Source organism: Variovorax sp. 01T439_2 (genome assembly GCF_056398445.1).
This window is the reverse complement of sequence record NZ_JBFTPJ010000430.1, coordinates 1-5,058: the sequence shown is the minus strand read 5'-3', so window position 1 is coordinate 5,058 and position 5,058 is coordinate 1. Positions and strand designations below refer to the sequence as shown.

At 65.1% G+C, this 5,058-nt stretch carries 5 protein-coding genes, 4 tRNA genes and 1 pseudogene; all 10 read left to right on the top strand.

The features are described from left to right. The coding region (locus AC1DOC_RS19590; RefSeq protein ID WP_478130322.1) for a LysE family translocator at positions 1 to 504 on the top strand (504 nt) is incomplete at its 5' end. 20 nt (positions 505 to 524) lie between these two features. Continuing rightward, the gene (gene trpD, locus AC1DOC_RS19585; RefSeq protein ID WP_027730229.1) at positions 525 to 1,550 is read left to right on the top strand and encodes an anthranilate phosphoribosyltransferase; all 1,026 of its coding nucleotides are present in this window, start codon (positions 525 to 527) and stop codon (positions 1,548 to 1,550) included. Positions 1,551 to 1,583: 33 nt separating this feature from the next. Next, positions 1,584 to 2,384 (top strand): indole-3-glycerol phosphate synthase TrpC, encoded by an 801-nt coding sequence (trpC, locus tag AC1DOC_RS19580; RefSeq protein ID WP_027730228.1) that lies wholly within the window; start codon positions 1,584 to 1,586, stop codon positions 2,382 to 2,384. Continuing rightward, a complete protein-coding gene (locus AC1DOC_RS19575) occupies positions 2,381 to 3,100 on the top strand; it encodes a uracil-DNA glycosylase (RefSeq protein ID WP_027730227.1) in 720 nt (239 codons plus the stop codon). The genes trpC and AC1DOC_RS19575 overlap by 4 nt, the downstream gene beginning before the upstream one ends. Positions 3,101 to 3,192: 92 nt before the next feature. Further along, positions 3,193 to 3,278 (top strand) — tRNA-Tyr (locus AC1DOC_RS19570). A 65-nt stretch (positions 3,279 to 3,343) separates the two neighbouring features. Continuing rightward, positions 3,344 to 3,417: transfer RNA gene (locus AC1DOC_RS19565), tRNA-Gly, on the top strand. A 41-nt stretch (positions 3,418 to 3,458) separates the two neighbouring features. Next, positions 3,459 to 3,533 (top strand) — tRNA-Thr (locus tag AC1DOC_RS19560). A gap of 74 nt (positions 3,534 to 3,607) precedes the next feature. Further along, positions 3,608 to 4,539: pseudogene (locus tag AC1DOC_RS19555) on the top strand (elongation factor Tu). 19 nt (positions 4,540 to 4,558) lie between these two features. Next, positions 4,559 to 4,634: transfer RNA gene (locus tag AC1DOC_RS19550), tRNA-Trp, on the top strand. Between the two features lie 136 nt (positions 4,635 to 4,770). Further along, a partial coding sequence (secE, locus tag AC1DOC_RS19545) for a preprotein translocase subunit SecE (RefSeq protein ID WP_478130321.1) occupies positions 4,771 to 5,058 on the top strand: 288 nt, incomplete at its 3' end.

Genomic DNA, 5,058 nt, shown 5'->3' with positions numbered 1-5,058 from the left:
GTCCACATCTTCGCGGCGGCGGTCGGCGTCGGCACGCTGCTGGCCACCTCGGCCGCGGCCTTCACGGTGCTCAAGTATGTTGGCGCGGCCTACCTGCTGTACCTGGGCGTGCGCATGGTGTTCTCGCGCGCCAAGGCGCCGGCCGATCTGCAGCAGGCGGCGGCCGCATCGGGCGAGCGCGGGCTCAAGGAGATCTTCCTGGGCGGCTTCTGGACCAATGTGCTGAACCCCAAGGTCGCGTTGTTCTTCCTGGCCTTCGTGCCGCAGTTCATCGCACCGGACGCCGGCAACAAGGGCCTGTACTTCGTGCTGCTGGGCGTGCTGTTCAATTTCAATTCCATTCCCGTCATCGTGGGATGGGCCGCATTCGCCGGCTGGATGGCGCGCCGCAGCGCCGTGCAGAAGGGCATGCACTGGCTCGACCGCGCGGCCGGCGTGCTGTTCATCGGCTTCGGCCTCAAGCTTGCATTCACGGACGCGCCGGCCGGCCGCGTCGGCCCCTGAAAACACCGAGGAGACTCCCCATGATCACCCCCCAGGAAGCGCTCCAGCGCACCATCGAGCACCGCGAGGTGTTCCACGACGAGATGCTGCACATCGTGCGGCTCATCATGAGCGGCGAATGCTCGCCCGTGATGATGGCGGCGCTGATCACCGGGCTGCGCGTCAAGAAGGAAACCATCGGCGAGATCACCGCGGCCGCGCAGGTGATGCGCGAGGTGTCGACCAAGGTGCCCGTGAAGGACACCACGCACCTGGTCGACATCGTGGGCACCGGCGGCGACGGCTCGCACACCTTCAACATCTCGACCTGCTCGATGTTCGTCGCGGCCGCGGCGGGCGCCAAGGTCAGCAAGCACGGCGGGCGCAGCGTGTCGAGCAAATCGGGCAGCGCCGACGTGCTGGAGTCGCTGGGCGTCAACATCAACCTGCAGCCCGAGCAGATCGCGCGCTCCATCGAAGAGGTGGGCATCGGCTTCATGTTCGCGCCCAACCACCATCCGGCCATGAAGAACGTCGCGCCGGTGCGCAAGGAACTCGGCATCAAGACCATCTTCAACATCCTCGGGCCGCTGACCAATCCGGCCGGCGCGCCGAACATCCTGATGGGCGTGTTCCACCCCGACCTCGTGGGCATCCAGGTGCGCGCGCTGCAGCGCTTGGGCGCCGAGCACGCGATGGTGGTGTACGGGCGCGACGGCATGGACGAGATCTCGCTCGGCGCCGCCACCATGGTGGGCGAGCTCAAGGACGGCGAGATCCGCGAATACGAACTGCACCCCGAGGACTTCGGCTTTGCGATGTCGAGCAACCGCGCGCTGCGCGTGGAAACGCCCGAACAGTCGAAGACCATGCTGCTCGGCGTGCTCGACAATCAGGCCGGCCCGGCGCTCGACATCGTGCTGCTCAACGCCGGCGCGGCCTTGTACGCCGCCAACGTGGCCGATTCGATGGCCGCGGGCATCGAGCGTGCGCGCGAGGCCGTGGCATCGGGCGCGGCGCGCGCCAAGCTGGCCGAGCTGGTCAAGGCCTCCACGTCCGCCGCGTAAAGCAGGAAAAAAAACAGCCAGGAACGCAGAAATATGTCCGACATCCTCGACAAGATCATGGCCGTCAAGCGGCAGGAAATTGCTGCAGCGCAGAAGAGAAGCCCGCTGGAAGCCGTGCGCTTCGACGCCGAAAGCCGCGTGCTGACGCGCGATTTCGAGGGCGCACTGCGCACCAGGATCGCTGCCGGCCACGCCGCCGTGATCGCCGAGGTCAAGAAGGCCAGCCCGAGCAAGGGCGTGCTGCGCGAAGACTTCATCCCGGCCGACATCGCGCAGAGCTATGCCGAAGGCGACGGTGAAATCAGCGCGGCCTGCCTCTCGGTGCTGACCGACAAGCAGTTCTTCCAGGGCGGCGTCGACTACCTCAAGCAGGCCCGCGCCTCGTGCGACCTGCCGGTGCTGCGCAAGGACTTCATCGTCGACGCCTACCAGGTGTACGAATCGCGCGCGATGGGCGCCGATGCCGTGCTGTTGATCGCCGCCTGCCTCGATGACGCGCAGATGAAGGACTACGAAGCCATTGCGCGCGGCCTCGGCATGGCGGTGCTGGTCGAAGTGCACGACGCGGCCGAACTCGAGCGCGCGCTCGCGCTCAAGACGCCGCTCATCGGCGTGAACAACCGCAACCTGCGCAATTTCGAGGTGTCGATCCAGGCCACCATCGACCTGCTGCCCCGGCTGCCGGCCGACCGCCTCGCCGTCACCGAGTCCGGCATTGCCACGCGCGAGGACGTGGCCACCCTGCGCGCGACCGGTGTCCATGCCTTCCTGGTCGGCGAGGCCTTCATGCGCGCCAAGGAACCCGGCGAGGCGCTCGCCGCATTGTTCAAATGAGCCGGCCCGATCAGCTGGCGAGCAGCGATCCCGCCGACTGGCCCGTCGCGCCGGGCTGGCGGCCGCTGGTGGACGGCTTCTTTGCCGGCATCGTGGGCCAGAAGCTGCTCGGTTTCCTGCGCGAGCGCCTCGATGCGGGCGCCGTCATCTTCCCGCCGCAGCCGCTGCGGGCCCTGGAACTGACGCCGCCCGAGGACGTGCGCGTCGTCATCCTGGGCCAGGACCCGTACCACGGACGCGGCCAGGCCGAAGGGCTCGCATTCTCGGTGGCGCCCGGCGTGGCGCTGCCGCCGTCGCTGCGCAACATCTTCAAGGAACTCCAGCGCGACCTGGGAACGGCGCCGCCGCCGTTTCCGAACCCCGGCGGCAGCCTGGTGAAATGGGCCACCCACGGCGTGCTGCTGCTCAACACCTGTCTCACCGTCGAAGAAGGGCAGCCGGCCAGCCATTCGGGCCGCGGCTGGGAGGTGCTGACCGATGCCGTCATCCGCCATGTATCGGACGGCGAGAAACCTGTTGTTTTTATGCTCTGGGGATCGCACGCCCAAAGTAAGCGTGCGTTGATCGACATTGGCCGCCATAAGGTGCTGATGTCGAATCATCCGTCGCCGCTTTCGGCCTTGCGCCCGCCCGTTCCGTTCATCGGCTGCGGCCACTTCGGCGAGGCGCGCGCCTGGCGGCTCGCGCACCAGCCGGGCGGCGAAATTCACGGATAATGCCGGCTGTTTCGCCTCGGGCAGTTTCCCCGCATCTTCTTGGTGCTGAGTTCTGCGTAGTCACAAAACCGTGCTATATTTCGAGGTTCGCCGGAGAGGTGGCCGAGTGGTTAATGGCAGCAGACTGTAAATCTGCCCTCTAACGAGTACGCTGGTTCGAATCCAGCCCTCTCCACCAGCGATGAATTTGGTTTCTAAGAGCGATTGGATCTAGCGCTTTGGGTGCCTTGAAGTGCCCCCGATGCGGGAGTAGTTCAATGGTAGAACCCCAGCCTTCCAAGCTGATGACGCGGGTTCGATTCCCGTCTCCCGCTCCAGAGACCCGGTTCGGCGCCGGAAAGCGATTGGTTAGACAAAAGCCCTTTTGGCTCAGTGGTAGAGCACTCCCTTGGTAAGGGAGAGGTCGCGGGTCCGATTCCCGCAAAGGGCACCAGTTTTTAGGGGGTTGCAACGGCAGGTTTGCAACCCATCTGCATACGTTGAAATCGTTTTTTTCGGAGTCGAAAAATGGCAAAAGGTAAATTCACCCGCACCAAGCCGCACGTGAACGTGGGCACGATCGGTCACGTTGACCACGGCAAGACCACGCTGACGGCGGCCATCGCCACGGTGCTGTCGGCCAAGTTCGGCGGCGAAGCCAAGGCCTACGACCAGATCGACGCSGCGCCSGAAGAAAAGGCCCGCGGCATCACCATCAACACCGCSCACGTCGAGTACGAGACGGCCAACCGYCACTACGCCCACGTCGACTGCCCCGGCCACGCCGACTACGTCAAGAACATGATCACCGGCGCGGCCCAGATGGACGGCGCCATCCTCGTGTGCTCGGCCGCCGACGGCCCCATGCCCCAGACCCGCGAGCACATCCTGCTGGCGCGCCAGGTGGGTGTGGGCTACATCATCGTGTTCCTGAACAAGTGCGACATGGTGGACGACGCCGAACTGCTCGAGCTCGTCGAAATGGAAGTGCGCGAACTGCTGGACAAGTACGAATTCCCGGGCGACGACACCCCCATCATCCACGGCTCGGCCAAGCTCGCCCTGGAAGGCGACAAGGGCAAGCTCGGCGAAGAAGCCATCATGAAGCTGGCCGAAGCSCTSGACACCTACATCCCGACGCCCGAGCGCGCCGTGGACGGCACCTTCCTGATGCCCGTGGAAGACGTGTTCTCGATCTCCGGCCGCGGCACCGTGGTGACCGGCGCCGTCGAGCGCGGCGTGATCAAGGTCGGCGAGGAAATCGAGATCGTGGGCATCCGCCCGACCGTCAAGACCACCTGCACCGGCGTGGAAAGGAAATGGTCATGCCTGGCGACAACGTCAGCATCACCGTGAAGCTGATCAACCCGATCGCGATGGAAGAAGGCCTGCGCTTCGCCATCCGCGAAGGCGGCCGCACCGTGGGTTCGGGCGTCGTGGCAAAGATCCTCGACATCTAAGCCGAGCAAAGAGTACCGGAGGGGTATAGCTCAATTGGCAGAGCGTCGGTCTCCAAAACCGAAGGTTGTAGGTTCGATTCCTACTGCCCCTGCCACTTAGGTGGCATCTCCGAAAAAGCCCATCCATCACCCGGTGGGGGCTAAAAAAGCCCATCGTGACCCGATGGGCTTCGGCGTCTCAAGAAGGCGCATTGAATTGAAGGCCGAAAGGCCACAGGAAATCAGCCGAACATGGCCACTTCTCAAATCGAAACCGTGAGCACGGGTGCCGACAGGGCCAAATTGGCTGCGTCGGTGGTGCTGGCAGTGGGCGCCATCGTGGCGTTCTACCTGCTGGCGCGCCAGGGCTCGCTGGTGCAATGGGCTGCGCTGCTGGTCGGCCTGGCCGCGGCCGTGGGCGCCTTCGGCAGCTCCGAGAATGGCCGCCAGTTGTGGGCTTTCGGCCGCGACTCGTGGCGCGAGGTCAAGAAAGTCGTCTGGCCGACCCGCAAGGAAGCCATGCAGATGACGGCTTATGTG